Below are 21,256 nucleotides of genomic sequence, written 5' to 3'. Positions count from 1 at the left end.
AAGTGTTACCTCGCAGTCTTTTTCGATATAAATTCGGCTATCTCACGCACGGTATTCATCGGATAGAGCATCAAATCCTGATTCGTGACCTGTACGGAATACGTTTTTTCGATATGGGCAATCAGGGCCGTTGCTCCGATTGAATCGATAAATCCATAATCAAATAAGTGAACATCGACGCCAAAGTCATCATCGTCTTCTTCAATTTCATAACGTTCGCGAATATGCTGCTCAAGTTCTGCTAGCAGATCATCATGGGCCATGCGGACCAACCTCCGGTTCTAGGGTTAAAAATGAAAAAAGGAAGGCGGCAATTCAGTTACTGCTGCGCCTTCGTTAACATGAATTCAGCTGCATCCCCGTATCGGGTGATGGTATAGGTATGTGCCTCAGCATCATGCTTGATATCAGCACCGGCTGCTTCAATATGAAGCTCATCCCTACTGTAAAGCTTCACCTGCTGCAAGCCTGCTGCTTGCAATTGGATGTGATAGACGCCGTCCTGCGAAGTGATTTCAACAGGTACATTAGAACGGATCAGATGTAAACGGTCCTGATTGGGCTGAATACCAACTATGACGGGCTTGTCCAGACCGATGTACATTCGGGAGCCCTGAGATGTGTAGATGTCTGAGGTGGTGTCCAGACTAAGGTTGCTAAATGCTGCGCCTTTCTCGATGACCACTCCGAGTGTGCGGGCATAAGGTCCGGCCAATTCGGAAATCGGATCGATGTTTGGCGTAATCGTAGCATGCCAGTGTGGAACCCCGCCTTTTACAAGATCCTTCACCTTGTCCAATAAATAAGAACCCCAAGTGCGTTTTATTTCTACTTTGCCCTGAATGGCCGTCAGGAACGACTGAGCCATCTGGGTTTCACTCATGAAGTTATAATCGTGCGCCGTTCTAAGCTTATCGAAGTAATCGGCGAACTCGGTTAAATCGGCAATCTTGGACGGTATCGGAAAATGGTACTCGATATGCTCGAAATAATCGATCGGCATATCCAGCTTCACCATTGAATCGAATACGTCAGTCGTAGCGTAATCCCCTGTCTGAGGACAGGAGTAGGTGTGTGAATCAGGAACGGTTTGCCATCGCGTTGTTCTCCCTGAAGGAGGAAAGGAAGAGACCAGACTGATTCGGGTCTGGACAATACCGGCGATTCCGACGGCAGGAAGCCGAAGTTGTACCACATGTCCTGCGCCTGTTCGCTTCGCATTGTTTGCTGATGATTCGGGTTGTTCACCCGCCAGGTATGCTGGTTCGTGCCCGGATGCGTCCAGGGAATGCCGAGATTGGCGAACGCTCGTTTTTGCATGAGAAGCTCCTGAGCTTCTTCTTCATCGCTTTTATAATTATGGACAAATACATGCGGATTCAACTGCATGTGTTGATCCTGGGTATATTGAATAAATTCCTTGAGCTCTGCCGGGTAAGGGAACTTCGGATCATCGATCGGCACCGGAGAGCCAAACTCGACGCCTCCCACGATCAGATCCTCCTTACCGTCATGATTCAGATCCATCCATAACGGAACGGAGTAATGCCCGGCAATCAGAGCATGATTGCCCACTTGATTCAGGGTTGCACCCTCGAGGGGCCCTTCAAGCTCCAAGCGCCATCGGCGCCTTGGAGATAGACCAGCAGGTCCCCTTCATTGCTGCCGACCACGAGATCAGGTCGGCCGTCGCCGTTCATGTCGCGCACCGCAGGCGCGGCATGCGTCCGCCCCTCGGGCAGCTGGAACAGCTCGCTGCCCGCTGCCAGATCAAGGCCGGCTGCGCCGCGGCCTTGCAGTACAAGTACACGCGCCCGGCTGCATCTCCGGCCGCGAGGTCGAGCCCGCCGTCGCCGTTCACGTCGGCGACCGCCACCGCTGCCGCTCCGCCAGGCAGCGTCAAGGGCTTGCCGCCCGCGCGCACGGCCGCGGGCTCCCCGAAGCTGCCGCCCGTTAGCTGCGGCAGCGCCAGTACGGCGCCGGACTCATCGGAGACGATGAGGTCCGTGCGCCCGTCCCCGTTCACGTCAGCCGCGTGAACGGTGGTGTAAGAGCTGAGCTGGAGCGGCCTGCCGGACGCCAGCATCAGCTTTTGCGCGGCGCCGAACGTGTCCGGCAGCGCGAGGCCCACTGGCGGCGGCTCACTCGTGTAGGCCGCCGGATCCGGCCCTTGATTCGTGTAAAGGTACACGAATCCGTCGGCGCTGCCGGCCGCAAGATCCGTGCGGCCGTCGCCGTTGAAGTCTCCCGCGGCCGGATACGCGCGGTAGGGACGCTCAATCGCGCTCGCCAGATCGCGATATTCCGGGAACAGGGCTTGGCGCAGCGGCACGCCGCCCGCCATTACATGGAGGCCGCTCGCGTAGCCGGAGCCGACCAGCTCCCCGACGAATTGCGGCTGCTCATTCGTCCCCGTATTCAGCTGCGCGGTGATGCTTTCGCGCCACTGCCCCCAATAGAACGAGCTGCGTACGAGTGTAAACGAGGGAACCTCGTTATACTTCTTCAGCAGCTCGGCCCAAGCGATGCCGTCCTTTTGCTGAATCGCCGGCATCGCCTCAAAATGGTTCTGAAACGCCATAGCCGGTCTCCCGTAAGGGCCGAGTACCTTTTTGATGCTGTACCCAAGCTTCTCTTTGGACACATACGACAGCATCTCACTGCGGAACTCCATATTCGCCGCCGCGAACGAGAAGCTGAATGAAGGCTGGTTCAGCGGCAAATCCCTCTTATTGAAGTAGGTCGCTCCCGGCGTTGGTTTGCTTTCCGCCTTATACTTGGCTGCGTACTCGCTGAAGCCCTGCGCCGGATCGCTTCCTCCCGTCATATCAAAGCCCGTTGCGAAATAGCGGTTCGGCAAAAAGCTGCTGCTGAGCAGCACGCTCCCTTCGCCTGTTTGCTGGACGGCGCATAGGGCAAGACCGTTTCGGGCCACGATGGTCTGCGCAGTGTCCGGCACGAGACCGTAGCCCCAATTGAAACCAGGCAGATCAGCCAGCGTGTTGTGCTTGAAATACGTGTCCGTAAATAGCTGGAATACCTGCTGCAGGCCTTGCAGATTGTACGCGACCGGAGGATAGCTGATCCCCGGCGAGTCGGCGGGAGCACCGGTCTCTTTTCCGATCGTAACAACCTCTTTCGCTCCTAAGAACTCGGGAGGGAAGCTGGCAGCGTAGCTGTTTTCCAGTAAAAGATGGCCTCCGTTTTGCGTGTACTTCATTAATATCGTTGCTTCCTTAGACCAATCGGCTGCACTTTTTAGGGCCGGGTCCAGGTAAACGGCGTCATACTTGCTCAAGCTTCGTGCGGACAAGCCGCTCAGGGCTCGGCGTTCAAGACGCAGATTGGCTTGCAGGCTCTGCTCAAAATTCCCGTAGGCTGCCGTGTCATAGCTGTCTCCATTCGTTGCGTAAAGCAGCTTCACCTCGTCGGTTTTCGGAATGGCAAACAAAACCGCGCCGAGGACAACGAGAATGAACATAATCCCGCCCAGCAGCTTCCATAGACGAAATTTCGACAAGTTCAATACATATCCCTCAACTATTCATATGGTGAGTTTCCTTGCCATTATAGCATTTACTCCTGGCTTTGTTAACTTATGGAGAGCCTTGCTGGGGAGGTTTTATGGGGAGAAGAAACGGTTTGTGTCGAAACCAAGAACAACGAAACGACAAGCGGGTATGTACCTTCTTTTTTATGCCGAGGATAGGTATTGTCCAACCATTTCTATAGCTTCCATCCCTCTTTATCTGTTACACTTAAGGGAAGGCTATTTTTTATTATGCATAAAGATGCGATTGAAAGGATTTGCTGCCATGCGTACGATACGCAGAGAAGATATAGAGCTCCTGGCTCCTGCCGGAGACTGGGATTGTTTGAGAGCCGCTGTGGCCAATGGGGCCGATGCGGTGTTTTTTGGTGTGGAGAAGTTTAACGCCCGCGCTCGCGCCCACAATTTTACGATGGACGAGCTGCCGGATATTATGTCGTTCCTTCATTTATATGGAGTAAAGGGTTTTCTGACGTTCAACATCCTTGTGTTTGAAGAAGAACTGACCGATGCCAAAGAGTTAATCGAAGCATGTGTGGATGCGGGCGTCGATGCTGTGATCGTGCAGGATTTAGGACTTGTGAAAATGATTCGCGAAATCTCACCGGATTTCCCGATTCACGGCTCCACGCAGATGACGATTACGTCGCCGGAGGCTGTTGAGTTCACGAAGCCTTTTGATATTGAACGCGTCGTGCTCGGTCGTGAAAATAATTTAAAGCAGATCAAGCAGATCGGCGACCAGGCGAAGCTTCCGATGGAAGTGTTCGTGCATGGCGCGCTTTGTGTATCCTACTCGGGCCAGTGTCTGACTTCCGAAATGTGGGGAGGACGCTCGGCGAATCGCGGCGAGTGCGCGCAGGCCTGCCGATTGCCGTATGACCTGATGGTGGACGGCGTACAGAAGCCGATGGGTGATGTGGCTTACCTGCTGTCTCCCAAAGATTTGGCCGCATTGGAGCTGGTTCCTGAGCTTATTGAAGCTGGCGTGACCTCTTTTAAAATAGAAGGCCGTTTGAAAAGCCCTGAATACGTAGCAAACGTGGTGAGCAAGTACAGAGCGGCAATTGACCGTTATTTTGACGGCGAGAACCCTCGCCCGACGAAGGAAGAATTGCGTGAGCTGGAGCAGAGCTTCTCGCGAGGCTTTACGGTTGGCTTCCTGAAAGGGACCAACAATAAGCAGCTGGTCGAGGGCACGTATCCGAAGAGCCGCGGCGTTTTCGTAGGACGCGTCAAGCAGATTCTGCGCGACGGCGTCGTGTGTGAGTTGGAAGCACCGCTGAAACGAGGCGACGGTATCGTGTTTGACGCCGGAGACCCGACGAAGAAGGAAGAGGGCGGGCGCATTTACGACTTGCGCCGCAGCGGTACAAAGCTGGAAGGCGAGGCAGGCGGCGGTATCATCGAAATCATTTGCGGGCGCAATGATGTGAATCTCGGACGTCTGCATGTCGGCGACCGCATCTGGAAGACGAACGACCCGCATTTGGACAAACGTCTGCGCCAAACGTATGAAACAGATAAGCCGTACCGCACGTTCCCGGTTAACGTGAAGATCGTCGGCTCCGAAGGGGAGCCTTTAAAAAGCTGGTGGACCGACACACAAGCGGGCCATACCGTCTTTGTCCAGTCCGAGCTTCCGCTCGTGCTTGCGGAGAAACGCCCGATGGACGAAACGCTTTTCCGTGAGCAATTCGGTCGTTTGGGCGGTACGATCTATGAGCTGGATCAAGTGGAGTTGGACCTCGGCGGACTATTGATCGTACCGATGAGAGAGCTGAACAGCATGCGCCGTCAGGCTGTCGAGCTGATGGAGGATGAGCGTCAGAAGCCCCGCGCATACGTGAAGCGCATGGTCGGTGCATATGACGATGCGCCGGCAATGCCTTCCTCTGCTCCTGAGCAGGTGGAATTAACCGCTCTTTGCCGTAACCTGGACCAGGTTAAGGCAGTGCTCGAGATGGACGTATCCTTTATCTACGCGGATTTTGAGTTTATCAAGCAGTTCCCTGCCGCTGTCGAAGCGGTTCACGCCGCAGGCCGCAAGATTGCTTTAGTCACGCCGAGAATTCATATGCCTGGCGAAACGGGCTATTTTAACAATATCTTAAAGCTTGGACCGGATGCCGTTCTTGTCCGTAACACAGGTGCTGTTTATTATTTCTTGAAGCATCAGCTGGAGAATCCGCAAGCAGCGCGTCCGCAGCTGATCGGGGATTTCTCACTGAATGTGGCGAACCATAAGACCGCGTCGCTGTTCCTGGAGGCAGGCCTCTCGAAGGTTACGCCTTCCTACGATTTGAACATCCAGCAGATGGTCGACTTGCTCCGCCGCACGGATACGTCCAAGCTGGAGGTCGTGATTCATCAGCACATGCCGATGTTCCATACGGAGCACTGCGTTTACTGCACGTTCCTGAGCGAAGGAACGGACTATACGAACTGCGGACGCCCTTGTGAGGAGCAGCGCGTATCGCTGCAGGACCGCGTAGGTATGTCACATCCGGTGCGTGTCGATGAAGGCTGCCGCAATACGGTGTACAATGCGATCGACCAGTCCGGCGCCGAATATTTGAGTCATTTTATGGAACTGGGGATTCGCTCTTTCCGCGTTGAATTCCTGGAGGAATCACCGGATAAGGTCAAAGAGGTCCTTTCGCTTTACCGCAGTGCCATTAATGGTCAAATAACAGGAACACAGGTCTGGAAGTCATTGAAAGCAACCAACCAACTAGGTGTAACTAGGGGACAGTTAATTAAATAAAACGAGGAGCCATAGACATACATTTGTCTATGGCTCTTTTGTGTGCTGGTAAAGCCCGACCAAGATGGACGAGCTTCACGGCTTTTTTCAAAACGCCGCTGCCCCTACCTCCCAAAATGTGGTATACAACCAACATGTTCCCATGATAAAGTGGAAATTATGTCAATAAACTAGAACTTTTGTCGCATTGGAGGAGCTTGTCTTGTCTTCGGAGTATACCTTTCCCAATCCATTTGTCCCGGAAAAACGACGGTTGAAGCCAAATCGAAAGCTGATATATGGACTTTGTTCCGCCCTTGTGTTTCTCTTGCTGCTCTTTGCGGCGCTGGCCTTATATATACAATTCGACGTATTCAAGAGTCCAAAGCTGATCTATTTGCAATCGGAGGTAAGCACCATAGAGAGCTGGAGTCAGGATTGGCTCAAGCTGTGGGAGGACTGGGCAAAGGACGGTACGCTGAATCCGGACCAGCCGATCCATTCCGTTTTAGAGCTGAGCGACGTGCAAATTGACCCCGATGCGTCTGGCGAATTTCCGCCTGATTTACTTGATGTGATCGCCAAATCACAGCTGGTTATGGATACACAGGAAGATGCAGGCAACCATCAGTTCGCCCAGAAGCTGGACTGGTATGTGGACGATACATCCTTTTTGGGAATCGAAAGCGCAATGGATTCGGAAAAGGTTTTATTTCGGATACCTGCTATTTATGATAAATACGGCTATATACAAGCGAAGGACATCGATGAGATGAAGAAGCGTTTCCAAATGGGTGCCTTTCCCAAGCGGGTTGTAAGCTTGCAGGAATGGTTGGATGCACTTGGGATGGACTCCGATGAGTTTAGCAGATTGATGCTACCGTATGGGAAGCTGTACGCCGACGGCATCGCCTCCGAACAGGTGACATTAAATAAGAACGGTGTATTAGAAGAAGCGGGAACAAGCGTCAAATGCCGGGAGCTAACGATTTCATTTAGTAATGAGGATATGAAGCGGCTAATGAGCGTTTTTGCAGATAAACTGGCCGACGACCAAGAGCTTCAGAATAAACTCTATGATCGCTTGCTGAGTACACGCCTCTTGATCAGTGACAGCGGTTATCCGGTCAAGTATTTGGAGAAAGAGCAGTTTTTGCAGCAGTGGAAGCAGTTGGCTGCAGGCTTCAAGCAGGTTGCTTCAGGACAGACGCTGCGTGATGGCTTAACGATGAAAGTCTATATTGATCGCCATCACCGGATTCTCCAGCGCAAACTGGACTTTGACGTCAAAGATGGGGTAGCCGACGAGGCTGTGACCGTCAAGCTAGGAAGCTGGAAGGCAAACAGCTCACTAACCTATACGTTACTGTCGATCGCGAGTACCAATCAGCAGCAAGGTGACAAAGAAGAGATAACGTTCCTCCATACGCAAGAAGTAGATGATTCCCGCATGCAGGGCAAAGTCGCTTTGAATATGAAGCTGCATCCGGAAGATCAGGCAGTGAATGAGACCGATTTTTCAGCTCAGCTGGCTTATGACAGAAAAACGCTGGCTGATCGTGAGACAAGCAATTATCATTTTAAAATAAGGATGCCCGAAGAAATACCGCAAAGCCCCTTTAATTATGAGGGTGATATTACGGTCGATAAGACGAGACAGGACCCTTATGTGACCGAAAGAAATAGTCGTATCCGCTTAGGCATCTATAGTGCGGAAGATCAACTATCCCATCACCTTGTGGATTTCAAGCTGCATCATACACTGGAAACGGGTGCGCCTGTAAGAATACCGTTGTTAAGCGAGGATAATTCGATCAATCTGGGGCAGATGTCGGACCAGGATATGGAAGGAGTTTATAGGGATATCGGACAGGGCATACAGCGCTTGGCCCAAGAGCATCAGGAGCTGTTGCGAGTGCTGGGCGTGCCCGCAGCACTTTTCGACAGACAGGGAAGCTTGGGTGAAAGCAAAGCCCCCAGATCTCGAAACAAGCTGTCTACATAGACTTGACAAACGTAACCATGCAGAGGCTTCAAGCTGTTCTTCAAGTGAATCTACTTGAGGGGCAGCTTGTTTTGTTTACAGTTAAATTGGACATAGATGGAAGGTGAAAGTTTCCTCTTACACTAGATGGGTTCACAACTTAGACACAATTTTTTAATCTAATTTTCAGTTTCGCTTAAGGTTGGCTTATTGTTCCAAGGGTATATTGAGGGAGGTTTCTTATGAACGAACGTTTGAAATGGAGGGTCATTCATGCTTGAGGTGAAACAAGTCAGCAAGCTGTACGAGAATCAGCGCGGCGTGCATAACATCGATTTTTCGATGCAGCGCGGTGAAATCGTTGGTTTTCTAGGGCCGAACGGAGCTGGCAAAACGACGACGATGCGGATGATTACAGGGTATCTGAATCCGACGCACGGACAAATTCTGGTGGATGGCCATTCAATGGCGGACAGTCCCAAGAAAGCTCGCCGCAAGATCGGCTACCTGCCGGAGACGCCGCCGCTCTATCCGGAGATGACGGTACAATCATACTTGAACTTTATTGCTAATTTGCGTGACGTGCCGGCGCGCGAGCAGAAGCTTCGTGTTGGCGAAGCCATAGAGAAGTTGGGCTTGCAGGGACGTGAGAAGCAGGTCATCCGCGGCCTGTCCAAGGGCTACAAGCAGCGTCTGGGGCTGGCTCAGGCCATCCTGCACAATCCGGATCTGCTCATTCTGGATGAGCCCACGTCAGGGCTCGATCCCAAGCAGATCATCGAGATCCGCCAGCTCATCCGCGAGCTGGGTGAGAATCATACGGTGCTGCTAAGCACGCACATTTTGCCGGAGATCAACACGCTCTGTAATCGCGTGCTGATCATTAACCAAGGACGCGTCGTGCTTGACGAGCGTCCGGAGAATCTTGGCCGCACGATGGGCGAGACGTTCGAGGTCTCACTCGAGGTCAAGGGACCTCGGGAGCGGATTATTACCGAGCTGCGCGGGCTTGAGTCCGTCGCGAAGGTGAAGGAGCTGGATACCGCCGACATCCTATCAGGCAGCGAACAATCGACCGGTGAGCCAAGCCTCCCGCTGGCGGATGCCGACACTGACACCGACACCAGCACCGGCACTGCAGACTCGCAAGAGGTTCATGCTGCTGCTATGGGATCCGTAAAGCTGCTGATTACTTCCGCGGATCGTTCGGACATCCGTGAAGAAGTGTTCTTCCGATTGGCGCACGCAGGCTTTCCGATTCTGGAGATGAAGCGGGAGAGCCTAAGCCTGGAGGATATCTTCCTCAAGCTGACTACAGACGAGGCCGGAACGGTAGACGCCGATCAAGATGAAGAGGAGGCAGCCGTCGATGCGTAGAGTGTGGGCTATTTGCTCCAAAGAGCTTCAAATGTATTTTTATTCCCCCGTTGCTTATGTAGCGTTTGCTTTCTATATTGTGCTGTCCAGCTTCTTTTTCTATGTCAACTTTGTTGTCGGACAGCCGCCGATTGTCGACGCGCGCTATGTAGTAGGGAATACGACGTTCATTTACTTGTTCATCATTCCCCTGCTGACGATGCGGCTGGTGGCGGATGAATTCCGCCAAGGTACGGACGAGCTGCTGCTGACGTCGCCCGCTGGTATCAGCGAAATTGTACTGGGCAAGTATTTGTCTGCATTTATCGTCCAAATCGGTCTAGTAGCTGTCAGTCTGATTTATCCGCTGATTATGTCTGCATTTGGAGAGTTAGATAAACCGATTCTTTGGCTGTCCTACCTCAGCATGTTTCTGCTGGGCTGCGCCATGATGGCTATCGGCCTATTTGCCTCAAGCTTGACCAACAACCAGATGGTTGCTGGGATCGCAGGGTTCGTCATTTTGCTTCTCTTATGGCTGCTGGATTGGTTAGGCGATGCATTCGGTGGTAAGCTGAAGGATTGGATCGGCCAGTTCTCCCTGACCAGCCATATGGCCAATTTGCAGAAGGGCGTTTTGCATGGGGGAGACATCGTGTTCTACATCACGTTAGCCGCTATGTTTATCGTGCTTAGCATACAAGTACTCGAAAGAAAGCGCTGGAGGTGAGAAGGATGAACAAGTGGATACGGGGTACCAATGCGACAGTGTTATCGATCGCCGTCATCGGCATTTTCATCATTCTGACGATCTTCCTTCATTCGCTCAAAGGCTTTCAGTTGGATCTGACGAAAAACAAGAGTTATACATTATCTGAACAAACGGTAACGACGCTCAAAAATTTAAATCAAGACATCCACATCATCGCCTTTACGAATGTCGGACAGAGCACGGACGACTTCTTGACGAAGCAAGTAACGGACTTGGCTGAAGAATATAAGAAGCAGAGCAGCAAAATCACCTTTGATCAATATGATATGCTCAAGCAGCCATCTATGGCGAAGCAGTACGGCGTTGATCAAAGCGGTACACTGGTGTTCGAGCTTGGCGACAAGAAGAAAAACATTAATTTCTACGAAATGTTTAACGGCCAGCAGGACGGCTCCTATACGTTTAGTGGAGAAGAGAAATTTACGCAAGCGATCAATAACCTGACTTCGACGGAGAAGCACGTCGTTTATGTGCTATCCGGACATCAGGAATATCCGCTGAGCGCGATGACGATTCTCAATAACAGTCTGCAGAGCGAGAACTATGATGTGAAGGAATTGAACCTGTATCGCGAAGGTGAAATTCCGGATGATGCATCGATGCTGCTCCTCTTAGGACCGCAAAACGATTTGAACGACAAAGAAACCGAGCTTATTAACACTTATTTGCAGAATAAAGGGAAGATATATATCGCCCTTGGCTTTAACAAAGATATGGCGACCAAGTGGAAGAATATCGATTCTATCATGAATACATTCGGTATTCAGGATCAGCATGCGGTTGCGATTGAAGCCAAACAGACGTCGCTTTTCGATCCGCTTACCATTATTCCGGAATACGGCAGCCATGATATTACGAACAAGCTGTCCGATTACAATCTGATCACCATGCTTTCACTTGCCGTTTCCTTGAATGCGGATGAGAGCAAAACGGATTGGACGAAATCACTCTTGCTCAAAACTACCGACAAGGCTTATGGAGAAACGGACATCAACCTGCTGACGCAATCCAAGACCAAGCAGGATGATCAAGATATTAAGGGACCGCTGAACCTGGGCTATGCCATCGAAAACAAGGATAAGAAACCGAAAGCAGTCATCCTTGGCGGCTCGACGTTCCTTCTGGACCAGGATATCCAGAATCAAGGGAATAAGGACTTTGCTTTAAACAGCATCGGCTGGCTGCAGGAGCAGAAGGACCAAGTTACAATCCGGCCTCGCGAGGGAGCGGCGATTCAGCAAGCGGTCATCACGCCTAGTCAGGCCAACACGATTTTCCTGGGCACAGTGATCGTTCTGCCGCTCTTGTTCCTGATCATCGGTGGAATCATCTGGTGGAGGAGGAGACGGGGATGAGAAGGTTTATTCCTACGATTCTGTTGGTCGTCGTTTGCATCGGGGCGTTCTGGTACGCCTCGAGCAAGGACTTTTTCCGAGAGAAGAAAGATGAACCGAAAGCCCTCGTCGCCCTGCAGCAGGAGAACGTTCAATCCTTCAGCCTGCATACGGCTGATCAACAGATTGAGATGAACCGCAAAGACAACAGCTGGGAGATGGCTAAGCCTGCGGCAGTACCGATCAGCGGGAGCCAAGTGGATAGCTGGCTGGATTCCTTTGGTCTTGTCAATCAGGAAAAGGTTGTTGAAGAGAATGCGGCGGATTTAGCCAAGTACGGCTTGGATCAGCCTGCTCAGGTGTATGAAGTCACGATGAAAGACGGCTCTAAGAAAGGGATTCAGGTTGGCGCAGCACTGCCGATTCAAGGTTTTTCCTATGCAAAAACAGAGGATTCACCGACGGTCTATCAGGTCAGCGACCAATCCTTGCAGCTCTTGGCTAAGACGCCGGTAGATTTTATGGATACCAGTCCGTTCGCCTTTGATAACGATAAGGTTCAGAGCGTCAAGCTGACGTGGAAAGGCCAGAGCTGGACATTATCCAAGACGGACAAGGACAAAGTAACCTCGGAAGCGAACTGGAAGCTGGGAGATAAGGAGCTAAAAGGCTCTGATGCGAGCTCTCTGCTGAATGAACTTGTTTTCCTCCATACTACCGTGCTGGCCAAGCCAGCCGGAGAGGTGCCAACAGCAGGCGGTGAGCTGAAGGTGGAGCTGACGCTTTCCGATAACGGCAAAGAAACGACAGATACGTATGAAGGCAAGCTGAGCCAGGATCAGGTATGGCTAGCCAAGCAGGGCGGGCAATGGGCTTACCAGCTTACAGCTGCCGATATTCAAAAAATGGCGGATGCCTACGATGCTAAGCTGAAGGAAGAGGCGCCAACGCCAACGCCTGCAGCTAAATAAGAATAAGAATAAGAATAGAGCATGACCGGGACCAAAACGTCTTGGTTATGCTCTTTTTCGCATGGGGGATCAACCGGAATTACCCGGATGAAATCCTTCCAAACGATAACCGGCGGAATCGTAGGCCACCCCTTTCAACCTTCCAACCTTCTCTAGGCATTCTCGACCTTCTCGACCTTCTCGACCTTCTCGACCTCCTCAACCATCTCAACCAACCAACCAACCAACCAACCAACCAACCAACCAACCAACCAACCAACCAACCAACCAACCAACCAACCTTCCCGGACTTCTAATGAATCTCACCATCTCAGGCCTCTCGTTACCAACCGACTCAACGACGAGTTTTTTAGCCCAGCGTGAACTTCTTTCAGAACAGCTACATAAAACGGAATAAATTGGGAAGTCTAATAATAACACCGGAAGGGAGGGTAACATTCACATGTACAATCAAGGAAATCAAACCATCTCCAGCAAGGAACTCGCGTACATAGCCGATTCGATCAAAAACGAGGAGCTGCTCACCAAGCTATGCGTACAAGGCGCGGTAGAATGCCAGAACTCGTCCTTGAAACAGGTTTTATCCCAATTGTCGCAAGAACGTCTGCAAAACGTAAGTACGCTAACGAACACGCTGCAGCAGCAAGCTGGCATCACTCATTAATTCGCCCATCAGGAGGTGCAAGGAACGTGTTTCAACAAAATCCCTATCAACAGCAATCCTTCGGCACACAGCAAAATCAGCAAAGCCAAGGAAACCAAGTATATCTAGAAGATCAGGATCTGGCCAATTTCGTTCTTTCCGAATTAAAACGCGCAGCGCGCGAATATACAACAGCGGCACTGGAGTCCGCCAATCCACAAATTCGCCAAACATTCCAGTCTCTACTCCAAAAAACGTTGAACGATCAAGCAACCATCTTTCAAGAAATTCAAAAGCTGGGCGGGTACGATGTACAGCCTGCTAACCAGCAGCAGCTCCAACAAGAGCTGCAAAAACACAGTCAATGCGCAACTCGCTTGCAGTCGTTCGTTCAGCAGAACATGGGTCAAATGAACACAACACAACAGCAAAATCAATTTATGGCCGGGCAACAGCAGCAGTACGCACAGTATTCGCAACAACCAAGCCAATATACCAACACGATGGCTGCCCAACAACAGGCTTTCCAGCCGCTGCAAACGATCAATGCCAACGCTTATCCAAATGCAATATCCAGCCAAAGCTATCCGCAGAGTGCTGCTAGCCAGCATACATCTTACAACACACTGCATAATAAGGCTCAGCAGGAGCATGACATCACGTCTTCACAAGGCATGACGTCTTCCGATTACGGAATGGGCGGCTTGAGCCAAAGCGCAGGCTCCTCACAAACCGGAAGAACCGGTTATTATACGGGTTCCGGCTCCATCTCGGAAGCGGGTGCCAATCCGTCTTCCGTGCAGGGTCAAAGCTCCGGTATCGCAGCCCGTCATCAGACAACAAGCGGATCGACCTCGGATAGCTCATACATTAGCAAGCATCATGAGGGCAGCAAATACAGCTTCTAAATATAAGCTGCTTAAACAACGAAGCGCCTTGGAGCTTTGGCCATGCCAATCCTCTTAAGGCGTTTTTCAATATTTGCCCATCACTACTTAACGACGTGGACCAACTTAGAAAGACCTCAATAATTCCCGCGAAGCTGGCGCGACTTGCGGATACGCGGCAGCAGGGTAGGTGGCTGCTTGCGAATCCATTTGAGAAAACGCCCCATCTCTTCGTTGCCGCGAAGCGCTTCAATGGTGTGCAGCTCTTGCTCCAACTGTTCGTTGGTGAACAGTGCGTGAATATGCTTATGACAGGGAATGCACAGGTCAGCGGTTGGCAGATGGGATCCGCCACGCTCTCGGGGCGTCAGATGATGCTCCGTGGTCACCACGCCGCTGCGGCCGCACAGCTTGCAGGTATCCGGCTGATGGTCAAGAGTCGTTCTGGGTGCAATAGGTACTTCCGCATGTATGTGTTTCTTCCTCGTGCTTTGTCTTCTTCCCATGTTGATGGTCCCCCTATTTTCACTATTTTGTCCCACATTGCCGCAAATCATGGCATGGAACCTGCTTGTCACTCATATATAAGGTACAAAGGATGTCCAAAATTTTGTGACAAGGGGTGTTGAAGATGAAGAAAGCATGGATTTACGGCACGGCCTCGCTCGTTTTACTGACAGCGCTAACGACAGCCTGCAATTCGAAGGGAGAAGAGCAAGAGCTGGCTTCACAGATCTCAACAACAACAGCGGTACAAACGCAGGCGCAGCTTGGAACGCAAATCCAGGAGGCTGCAGGGGCTGGGTCCCTACAAGCTGGAGCCATGCCGTCAATAGACGGGAATCTCAAGCTGGACGGCCGTACAGCGCTCATTACCTACTCCGTTAGCAATCTGCAATTATCCAACGAGCATGTGGGCAAGCAGAATGTTCAGGGGGAAGGGCATCTGCATTTGTACGTCGATGGCAAGCAAAAGGGGATGTTTTCTCAGGTTACACCGCTTAAGCTGACAAATTTGGCGACAGGCAAGCACGAGATCAAGCTGGAGCTGCAGCAGAACGACCACTCCGACATGAATATCCAGAAGATCTTCAATATCGAAGTGAAGTAACAGCTTCGAGGGAGAGTCGATACGAGTGGCTTAAAGATTCCTTCAAGTGATGAGGGCGTCCCAGTGTTTCTCTTTGTTAATTGTAGTAACAGACACTCCTCCTTGCTAATCGTAGCAACTGACAACCCTGCTAATAATAAGAAATAATTGTCATCACGCCACTGAACAAGCCTATATCCCATATCTTCCAATATCTCGTAGCTCATATCTCACATCTCACATCCCATATCTCATAGCGCATAGCTCTTAGCTCATATCGCCCCCTGCATCACATTAATGTAAATAGCCCCAGGTATTAGGGAATGCATGTTCGTAATCCTGCGTATAGTTGACATAGAAGGAGTCTAGGACAGATATGCCACATATAGACGAAAAGACGGGCCTACAGCCCGTCTTTCGTCATTTGACACACCCATTCACGTAGCATAGACTGGTGATATTATGGCGAATTTGCCGCTTATCGGAGGGAAACTCTTGATCGTCGATATACGCAAGTGGAAGCATGTATTTAAGCTTGATCCGGACCGTGAGATTTCGGACGAGCACCTGGATCGGATCTGCTTATCCGGTACGGATGCCATCATGGTAGGCGGCACAACAGGCGTAACGTTTGATAATACCGTAGATTTGCTCGCGCGCATCCGGCAGTATGAGGTGCCTTGTGTGCTGGAAATTTCCAACCGTGACGCGATTGTGCCGGGATTCGATTTGTTCCTCATACCGGTTGTCCTCAACAGTATGGACCCGGATTGGATCCTCGGACATCACCATGAGGCGATAAAGGAATACGGCGCTATGCTCAATTGGGACGAAATCGTGCCGGAAGGGTACATCATTCTTAACGGAGAAGCGTCGGCTGCAAAACTGACTTCAGCAAAGACGGCGCTGGATGCCAAAGACGCGGCAGCTTATGCCCGAATGGCGGACAAGCTGTTTCATATGCCGATTGTTTATGTAGAATATAGCGGAATCTTTGGAGATATGGAATTGGTGCGGCGCACCCAGAGCGTGCTTGAAGATGCACGTTTGTTCTACGGCGGGGGCATTGATAGCTTGGAGCGTGCCCGGGAAGCGGCTGAGGCTGCTGATACCATCGTCGTCGGCAATATCATATACAGCGATTTGGAGCAGGCGCTTCAAACTGTGAACCTTGATAGAACAGGAAGGTAAATTATGAACGAAACGGTTAACATCTTGGATGCGATCAAGAGGCTGAATCCGCAGCAGCGGAAGGCTGTTGAAACAGTAGACGGTCCACTGCTCATTATGGCCGGAGCGGGGAGCGGCAAGACCAGGGTGCTGACGCACCGCATTGCTTATTTAATCGGTACACGTAAGGCGGCTCCTTGGAGCATTCTTGCCATAACCTTCACCAATAAGGCGGCTCGCGAGATGCAGGAACGGGTCGGCAAGCTGGTCGGCGGAGCGGGCAGCGACATTTGGGTGTCGACGTTCCACTCTATGTGTGTGCGGATTCTTAGGAAGGACATTTCACGGATTGGCTTCACGTCGAATTTTACGATTTTAGACTCGGGGGATCAGCTTTCCGTCATTAAGACCTGCTGCAAGGAATTGAACATCGATACCAAGAAGTTCGAGCCCAAAGCATTCCAAGCGGCCATCAGCGCAGCCAAGAATGAGCTTGTGACTCCGCAGGAGTTCGAGACCAAGATCGGGGATTATTTTCAAACCTTAACCGCCAAAGTATTTACTTTGTATCAAAAGAAGCTTAGAAGCAACAACTCCCTCGATTTTGACGATCTGATTATGACCACCATTCAATTGTTCAAGGAAGTCCCGGAAGTGCTGGATTTCTACCAGAACAAATTTCAATATATTCATGTGGATGAGTACCAGGATACGAACCGCGCACAGTACATGCTGTGCCAGATGATGGCGGCCAAGCACAAGCGAATTTGCGTAGTGGGTGATAGTGACCAATCGATTTACCGCTGGCGGGGCGCTGATATTTCCAACATCCTTAACTTTGAAAAAGATTATCCCAACGCTACCGCGATTCTGCTCGAGCAGAACTACCGCTCCACGTCCAATATCCTTCAGGCCGCGAACAAGGTGATCGCCAACAACACCGGGCGTAAGCCTAAGAACCTGTGGACGGATAAAGACGGGGGCAACTTGATCAAACTGTATCAAGCCGACTCCGAGCATGAAGAGGGTTACTTTGTTACCAATGAGATTAATAAGAACCGTTCTAAGGGGAAAAAGTTCTCCGAGCACGCCATCCTGTACAGAACGAACGCCCAGTCCCGGGTAATCGAGGAAATTTTAATTAAATCCGATATTCCGTACACCATTGTCGGCGGCGTCAAGTTCTACGATCGTAAAGAGATCAAGGATATCCTGGCGTACCTTCGTCTGATCTCTAATCCGGATGACGATATCAGCCTGATGCGTATCGTTAACGTGCCCAAGCGAGGCATCGGAGGCACGACGATGGACAAGGTAGCCGAAATGGCGGGGCGGCGCGGTATCTCGTTATATGCCATGATTGATGAAATCGAAGCGCTTGAGATTACAACCAAAGCCAAGCATGCCTTGGCGGATTTCCGTCAAATGATCGAGAACTTGAATCAAATGGTTGAGTATTTGTCCGTAACAGAATTAACGGAAAAAATGCTGGAGCTGACCCAGTATCGCCTTGAATTCCAACGCGAGAATACCATTGAATCCAAAGCGCGTCTCGAGAATATCGATGAGTTCCTTTCCGTGACCATGGACTTTGAGAAGCGCAACGACGACAAGTCGCTGGTTTCCTTCCTTACAGACCTGGCCTTGATCGCGGATATTGATACGATGGACAAGGATAAGGACGCAGACGAAAAGGATGCTGTCGTGCTGATGACGATGCACAGCGCCAAGGGACTCGAATTCCCTGTCGTGTTCATCATCGGCATGGAGGAAGGCGTGTTTCCGCACAACCGCGCCTTCACGGACGATGAAGAACTGGAAGAAGAGCGCCGCCTGGCCTATGTAGGCATCACGCGCGCGGAGGAAGAGCTCTTCCTGTCGTGCGCCCGCATGCGCACGCTCTTTGGACGCACCGCCTCCAACGCCCCTTCGAGATTCCTCACCGAGATTCCGCAGGAACTCGTCGAGAACCTCTCGATGGCCGGCGGAGGCGGAGGCTTCGCCCGAGCTGCCCGCGGGGGCAGCTCCTGGGGCTCCGGCGGCGGCAGCTTCGGCGCCGCCTCTACCGCAGCGAGCCGCACTTCGTCCGGCTCGTCTGCCTGGGGCCAGCCGTCCTCCTTCGGAAGGACGGCTCCTGGCAGAGCTGCGGCACCGCAAGCCGCAGCTCCAGCCCCTGCGCGGCCGGCGGCGTTCCGTTCGCCGCAGCCGGCCGCCGTTGGCGGCGCGGTGCCGGACTACAAAGCCGGCGACAAAGTGTCGCACGGCAAGTGGGGCATCGGCACCGTCGTTTCTGTCAAAGGCTCGGGTGACGACACCGAACTGCAGATTGCTTTCCCGGCGCCTGTAGGCCTCAAGCGCCTGCTAGCCAAATTCGCTCCGATCAACAAGGAATCCTGATCCGCCGGAGCGTGTAGCTTTTATTTTTCCATAAAGAGAGGACGAGTCCGTCATGACTGATGCCATCGCGGCAATGAAAACCCTCATCCAAGAAATTAACCTGCATAACCATAATTACTACACGCTCGATCAACCGACGATTAGCGATAAAGAATGGGATGCCTTATATGACAAGCTGATTGCGCTGGAGAAGGAGTCGGGTGTAGTCCTGCCTTCCTCTCCTACGCAGCGGGTAGGCGGAGAAATTTTGAAGGGCTTCGAGCCCCACCGGCATCTCTCCCGTTTGTGGAGCTTGGATAAAGCACAAAACGCGGAAGATCTGCAGGCATGGCATACCCGCGTTCAAAAGCTCGTAACCGACTACAACAGCAAGAACCCTGACCAGCCGCTGCCGGACCCATCATTTGTCGTAGAACTGAAATTTGACGGGCTCACTCTGAATTTGACTTATACAGACGGTCAGCTGGTGCAGGCTGCAACTCGCGGCAACGGTCAGATTGGCGAGGGGATTTTGGCGCAGGTTAAGACCATCAAATCCATTCCTCTCGAGATTCCTTACACGGGCGGTACCATTGAGGTGCAGGGGGAAGGGATGATGTTCCTTTCTGTGCTTGAGGAATATAACAAGACAGCTGCCGACCCGCTTAAGAATGCCAGAAATGCAGCTGCAGGAGCGCTGCGCAACCTAAACCCAAAGACAACTTCGGAGCGTAAGTTGAACGCATTTTTCTATAATGTAGGCTACTCGGATGACATACAGTTTGAAAATCATGCCCAAATGCAGCAGTTCCTGAAGGATAACCATTTTAAAGTGAGTGATCGCACCCGCTATTTCAGCTCAATTGAGGAAGTAGCAGCGGAATTGGAGCGGATCGCCGAGGAACGCCTTAGCTTTGACTTTTTGATCGACGGGGGCGTTGTCAAGCTTACCGATATGCGTACGAGAGAGGTGCTTGGCTACACAGAAAAATTCCCGCGTTGGGCTGTCGCCTTCAAATTTGAAGCTGAGGAAGCGACAACAGTGCTGCAGAGCGTCTCGTGGGAAGTGGGACGTACAGGCAAAATAACCCCGCTAGCACGCGTAGAAGCTGTGGACCTAGCCGGTGTTACCGTTCAAAACTGCACGCTTAACAATATAGGTGACATTGAACGCAAGAACCTGAAACACGCGCTCGGCAGTCTTGTGTACATTCGCAGGTCTAATGACGTCATTCCTGAGATATTAGGCAAAGTGACCGATGAGAACGATGGGGAAGAGATCGTGTATCCTACTCATTGTCCTGCTTGCGGTAGCGAACTCGAGATGCGTGGCGCGCATTTATTCTGTCTGAATCGTTTGGGCTGCAGCCCGCAGCTGATCGGCCGAATTACGCATTTTGCATCGCGTGATGCTATGGATATCGAAACCTTCAGTGAAATGACGGCTGCACAGCTGCATCAGGAACTGGGAGTTCGTGACCCTGCGGACTTGTATGACCTTACTTATGATGATCTCATTAAGCTGGAACGCTTTGGTGCCAAAAAAGCTCAGAAGCTTCTCAATTCGTTCGAGAAAAGCAAGTCTCGCGACCTAGCTTCGTTCTTGTACGCTCTTGGCATTCCGAATTCAGGCAAGACAACAACTAAAGTACTAGCCGATCATTACCGCAGCCTGGAAAAGTTGATGGAGGCAACTCCTGAGGAACTGGTCACCCTGCCTGATGTAGGAGGTATTGTCGCGGACAGTATCTATAACTTCTTCCGTGACCCGGTGATGATGGACAGCATCAATAGAATGCTTGCATCTGGTGTAACCCCCGTTGCGGCAGAGTCTCCAGTTGTTGAGGCTAATCCGGATAATCCGTTTTACGGGAAGACCGTTGTTCTCACAGGTACCTTGTCCAGTATGGGGCGAGATGAGTGTGCCAAGAAGCTCGAAGCACTCGGAGCGAAAATCACGGGCAGTGTCTCCAAAAAGACCGATATCGTTATTGCTGGCGACAGCGCAGGAAGCAAGCTGACTAAAGCGCAAGACCTCGGCATTCATATCATCGATGACGAGCAGGAGCTACTGAGCCTCTTAGGCGAAGGGCAATAGCATTAGTGAAATAGTGGGCTACGTATTTTCTGGTGCACACATGAATTTTCTAATAGGAGGGCTCAATTAGAAGCATTGTCTAGTTGTGCCCTTTTTGAGTAGATAAGAAAGTATAAGCTGTTTACTTTTGCTTCGCATCAACCTTGACAAACGCGCTCGTCCCTTAAGGACAACGAACTCGTTTATCCTTGAGCTGCTTGCATATGTTATGGAGGAACTAAGGAGGACTAGACATTAGACCAACAGTAACGCGACGTTTAGAGCGAAGCAACAGCCACA

The 21,256-nt window shown here is 51.4% G+C and carries 19 protein-coding genes; 12 read left to right on the top strand and 7 right to left on the bottom strand.

Features of this window, described 5'->3' with window-relative positions; genetic code table 11:
* Positions 1 to 5: 5 nt before the first annotated feature.
* Genes L0M14_RS27085 through L0M14_RS27070 form a run of 5 tightly spaced genes read right to left on the bottom strand, consistent with a single transcriptional unit; the run spans position 6 to position 3,520 of the window.
* Complete coding sequence (locus tag L0M14_RS27085; protein WP_235119500.1) at positions 6 to 263, bottom strand: acyl carrier protein; 258 nt, start codon at positions 261 to 263, stop codon at positions 6 to 8.
* Positions 264 to 319: 56 nt separating this feature from the next.
* Entirely contained in the window at positions 320 to 1,003 is a 684-nt protein-coding gene (locus L0M14_RS27080; protein ID WP_235119499.1) for a hypothetical protein, read from the bottom strand.
* Between the two features lie 8 nt (positions 1,004 to 1,011).
* Entirely contained in the window at positions 1,012 to 1,617 is a 606-nt protein-coding gene (locus tag L0M14_RS27075; RefSeq protein ID WP_235119498.1) for a hypothetical protein, read from the bottom strand.
* Complete coding sequence (locus tag L0M14_RS32105; RefSeq protein ID WP_350340484.1) at positions 1,581 to 1,700, bottom strand: FG-GAP-like repeat-containing protein; 120 nt, start codon at positions 1,698 to 1,700, stop codon at positions 1,581 to 1,583. Before L0M14_RS32105 ends, L0M14_RS27075 begins: the two co-directional genes overlap by 37 nt.
* Entirely contained in the window at positions 1,697 to 3,520 is a 1,824-nt protein-coding gene (locus L0M14_RS27070; RefSeq protein ID WP_235119497.1) for an FG-GAP repeat domain-containing protein, read from the bottom strand. Before L0M14_RS27070 ends, L0M14_RS32105 begins: the two co-directional genes overlap by 4 nt.
* 295 nt (positions 3,521 to 3,815) lie before the next feature.
* Between L0M14_RS27070 and L0M14_RS27065 the strand changes: the two genes are divergently transcribed.
* The 6 genes from L0M14_RS27065 to L0M14_RS27040 all read left to right on the top strand — a co-directional run bounded on the left by L0M14_RS27065 (position 3,816) and on the right by L0M14_RS27040 (position 12,713).
* Positions 3,816 to 6,317, top strand: coding sequence for a U32 family peptidase (locus L0M14_RS27065; RefSeq protein WP_235119496.1), 2,502 nt, complete (start codon positions 3,816 to 3,818; stop codon positions 6,315 to 6,317).
* 202 nt (positions 6,318 to 6,519) lie between these two features.
* Positions 6,520 to 8,301 (top strand): DUF6583 family protein, encoded by a 1,782-nt coding sequence (locus L0M14_RS27060; RefSeq protein WP_235119495.1) that lies wholly within the window; start codon positions 6,520 to 6,522, stop codon positions 8,299 to 8,301.
* Positions 8,302 to 8,553: 252 nt separating this feature from the next.
* Complete coding sequence (locus L0M14_RS27055; protein ID WP_235119494.1) at positions 8,554 to 9,657, top strand: ABC transporter ATP-binding protein; 1,104 nt, start codon at positions 8,554 to 8,556, stop codon at positions 9,655 to 9,657.
* On the top strand, positions 9,650 to 10,366 hold the full coding sequence (locus L0M14_RS27050) for an ABC transporter permease subunit (RefSeq protein ID WP_235119493.1): 717 nt from the start codon (positions 9,650 to 9,652) through the stop codon (positions 10,364 to 10,366). Before L0M14_RS27055 ends, L0M14_RS27050 begins: the two co-directional genes overlap by 8 nt.
* A gap of 5 nt (positions 10,367 to 10,371) precedes the next feature.
* On the top strand, positions 10,372 to 11,763 hold the full coding sequence (locus L0M14_RS27045; RefSeq protein WP_235119492.1) for a GldG family protein: 1,392 nt from the start codon (positions 10,372 to 10,374) through the stop codon (positions 11,761 to 11,763).
* The gene (locus tag L0M14_RS27040) at positions 11,760 to 12,713 is read left to right on the top strand and encodes a DUF4340 domain-containing protein (protein WP_235119491.1); all 954 of its coding nucleotides are present in this window, start codon (positions 11,760 to 11,762) and stop codon (positions 12,711 to 12,713) included. Before L0M14_RS27045 ends, L0M14_RS27040 begins: the two co-directional genes overlap by 4 nt.
* Positions 12,714 to 12,865: 152 nt before the next feature.
* Here the strand turns inward: L0M14_RS27040 and L0M14_RS32280 are convergent, their stop codons facing one another.
* Positions 12,866 to 12,988 (bottom strand): hypothetical protein, encoded by a 123-nt coding sequence (locus L0M14_RS32280; protein ID WP_311198789.1) that lies wholly within the window; start codon positions 12,986 to 12,988, stop codon positions 12,866 to 12,868.
* Between the two features lie 167 nt (positions 12,989 to 13,155).
* Here L0M14_RS32280 and L0M14_RS27030 point away from each other — a divergent pair, with 167 nt between their 5' ends.
* Both L0M14_RS27030 and L0M14_RS27025 read left to right on the top strand, forming a co-directional pair.
* Positions 13,156 to 13,377, top strand: coding sequence for a hypothetical protein (locus tag L0M14_RS27030; RefSeq protein ID WP_235119490.1), 222 nt, complete (start codon positions 13,156 to 13,158; stop codon positions 13,375 to 13,377).
* Positions 13,378 to 13,403: 26 nt separating this feature from the next.
* Positions 13,404 to 14,264, top strand: a complete 861-nt coding sequence (locus tag L0M14_RS27025) for a spore coat protein (RefSeq protein ID WP_235119489.1) — start codon at positions 13,404 to 13,406, stop codon at positions 14,262 to 14,264.
* Between the two features lie 116 nt (positions 14,265 to 14,380).
* Here L0M14_RS27025 and L0M14_RS27020 read toward each other — a convergent pair whose 3' ends face one another.
* Positions 14,381 to 14,749 carry a hypothetical protein gene (locus L0M14_RS27020; RefSeq protein ID WP_235119488.1) on the bottom strand — a complete coding sequence of 123 codons (369 nt, stop codon included), beginning with the start codon at positions 14,747 to 14,749 and terminating at the stop codon, positions 14,381 to 14,383.
* Between the two features lie 125 nt (positions 14,750 to 14,874).
* On the opposite strand from L0M14_RS27020, the gene L0M14_RS27015 reads away from it, so the two are divergent.
* The 4 genes from L0M14_RS27015 to ligA all read left to right on the top strand — a co-directional run bounded on the left by L0M14_RS27015 (position 14,875) and on the right by ligA (position 20,977).
* A complete protein-coding gene (locus tag L0M14_RS27015) occupies positions 14,875 to 15,354 on the top strand; it encodes a hypothetical protein (protein WP_235119487.1) in 480 nt (159 codons plus the stop codon).
* A gap of 441 nt (positions 15,355 to 15,795) precedes the next feature.
* Positions 15,796 to 16,524, top strand: a complete 729-nt coding sequence (locus tag L0M14_RS27010; protein WP_405030805.1) for a heptaprenylglyceryl phosphate synthase — start codon at positions 15,796 to 15,798, stop codon at positions 16,522 to 16,524.
* A gap of 3 nt (positions 16,525 to 16,527) precedes the next feature.
* On the top strand, positions 16,528 to 18,900 hold the full coding sequence (gene pcrA / locus L0M14_RS27005) for a DNA helicase PcrA (protein ID WP_235119485.1): 2,373 nt from the start codon (positions 16,528 to 16,530) through the stop codon (positions 18,898 to 18,900).
* Between the two features lie 52 nt (positions 18,901 to 18,952).
* Positions 18,953 to 20,977, top strand: a complete 2,025-nt coding sequence (ligA, locus tag L0M14_RS27000) for an NAD-dependent DNA ligase LigA (RefSeq protein ID WP_235119484.1) — start codon at positions 18,953 to 18,955, stop codon at positions 20,975 to 20,977.
* The last annotated feature ends 279 nt before the right edge of the window (positions 20,978 to 21,256 follow it).

It is taken from the genome of Paenibacillus hexagrammi, from assembly GCF_021513275.1.
GTDB lineage: Bacteria > Bacillota > Bacilli > Paenibacillales > NBRC-103111 > Paenibacillus_E > Paenibacillus_E hexagrammi.
This window is presented reverse-complemented; position numbering and strand designations above follow the sequence as displayed.

Coding starts and splice junctions, on each gene's coding strand:
- L0M14_RS27055 (WP_235119494.1), top strand. CDS start 8,554: ATGCTTGAGGTGAAACAAGTCAGCAAGCTGTACGAGAATCAGCGCGGC.
- L0M14_RS27065 (WP_235119496.1), top strand. CDS start 3,816: ATGCGTACGATACGCAGAGAAGATATAGAGCTCCTGGCTCCTGCCGGA.
- L0M14_RS27080 (WP_235119499.1), bottom strand. CDS start 1,003: ATGCCGATCGATTATTTCGAGCATATCGAGTACCATTTTCCGATACCG.
- L0M14_RS27015 (WP_235119487.1), top strand. CDS start 14,875: ATGAAGAAAGCATGGATTTACGGCACGGCCTCGCTCGTTTTACTGACA.
- ligA (WP_235119484.1), top strand. CDS start 18,953: ATGACTGATGCCATCGCGGCAATGAAAACCCTCATCCAAGAAATTAAC.
- L0M14_RS27050 (WP_235119493.1), top strand. CDS start 9,650: ATGCGTAGAGTGTGGGCTATTTGCTCCAAAGAGCTTCAAATGTATTTT.
- pcrA (WP_235119485.1), top strand. CDS start 16,528: ATGAACGAAACGGTTAACATCTTGGATGCGATCAAGAGGCTGAATCCG.
- L0M14_RS27085 (WP_235119500.1), bottom strand. CDS start 263: ATGGCCCATGATGATCTGCTAGCAGAACTTGAGCAGCATATTCGCGAA.
- L0M14_RS27020 (WP_235119488.1), bottom strand. CDS start 14,749: ATGGGAAGAAGACAAAGCACGAGGAAGAAACACATACATGCGGAAGTA.
- L0M14_RS32105 (WP_350340484.1), bottom strand. CDS start 1,700: ATGAACGGCGACGGCCGACCTGATCTCGTGGTCGGCAGCAATGAAGGG.
- L0M14_RS27010 (WP_405030805.1), top strand. CDS start 15,796: ATGGCGAATTTGCCGCTTATCGGAGGGAAACTCTTGATCGTCGATATA.
- L0M14_RS27045 (WP_235119492.1), top strand. CDS start 10,372: ATGAACAAGTGGATACGGGGTACCAATGCGACAGTGTTATCGATCGCC.
- L0M14_RS27040 (WP_235119491.1), top strand. CDS start 11,760: ATGAGAAGGTTTATTCCTACGATTCTGTTGGTCGTCGTTTGCATCGGG.
- L0M14_RS27030 (WP_235119490.1), top strand. CDS start 13,156: ATGTACAATCAAGGAAATCAAACCATCTCCAGCAAGGAACTCGCGTAC.